This window comes from Mesorhizobium sp. M4B.F.Ca.ET.089.01.1.1, from assembly GCF_004022605.1.
GTDB lineage: Bacteria > Pseudomonadota > Alphaproteobacteria > Rhizobiales > Rhizobiaceae > Mesorhizobium > Mesorhizobium abyssinicae.
Genome location: NZ_RZOS01001097.1, coordinates 1 through 713 on the forward strand (window position 1 = coordinate 1; position 713 = coordinate 713).

A 713-nucleotide genomic window follows, 5' to 3' on the forward strand; every position below is an offset into this window, starting at 1 on the left:
ATGCAGCTGGTGCGCGAGGTCCACTATGCCTCGGCCTTCTCGTTCAAATATTCGCCGCGTCCGGGCACGCCTGGCGCCGAAATGCCCGATCACGTGCCGGAAGCCGTCAAGGACGATCGCCTGCAGCGCCTGCAGGCCCTGCTCCTGAAGCAGCAGCAGGATTTCGGCGCCAGCCTCGTCGGCAGGACCATCGGCACGCTGATCGAGAAGCCGGGCCGCCAGGCTGGCCAGAAGGTCGGCCGTTCGCCCTGGCTGCAGCCCGTTATTGTTGATGAAAAGGCCGGTGAAATCGGTGACATTATCGAGGTACGAATCACAAGGACGGGCTACAATAGCCTGTTCGCCGAGTTGGCCTGATGCATGTCGCTAGATTGTGCCCGCGGTTTTGGGACAACGACATGCATAGCCACAAGCCTCGGCAGATGAGGAGAGACGGTTGAGCGCTGCTGAACTGAAGAACCTGCCCCCGAACCAGGCATCCGGGGCTTCCGACATGGCGCACATCGTTCTGACCTTCGACAACAACAAGCTTGCCAGCGCCCTGTATGGCCAGTTCGACGAGAACCTGGCGCGGCTCGAGCAGAAGCTCGGCGTCGACATCCGCTCGCGCGGCAACCAGCTAACGATCAAGGGCTCGGCCTCGGCCGCCGAGCAGGCGCGCCGCGCGCTGGACAACCTCTACGGCATCCTCCAGAAGGGCGTCGACATCGGCC

1 protein-coding gene and 1 pseudogene are annotated in these 713 nt (G+C 63.1%); both read left to right on the plus strand.

Going from position 1 to position 713, the window contains the following annotated elements; all coding sequences use genetic code 11:
- Positions 1 to 357: TRAM domain-containing protein (locus EN780_RS36215; protein WP_128276594.1), on the plus strand; the 357-nt coding region annotated here is incomplete at its 5' end.
- Positions 358 to 436: 79 nt separating this feature from the next.
- A pseudogene (locus EN780_RS36220) lies at positions 437 to 713 on the plus strand (phosphate starvation-inducible protein PhoH); the annotation flags it as partial.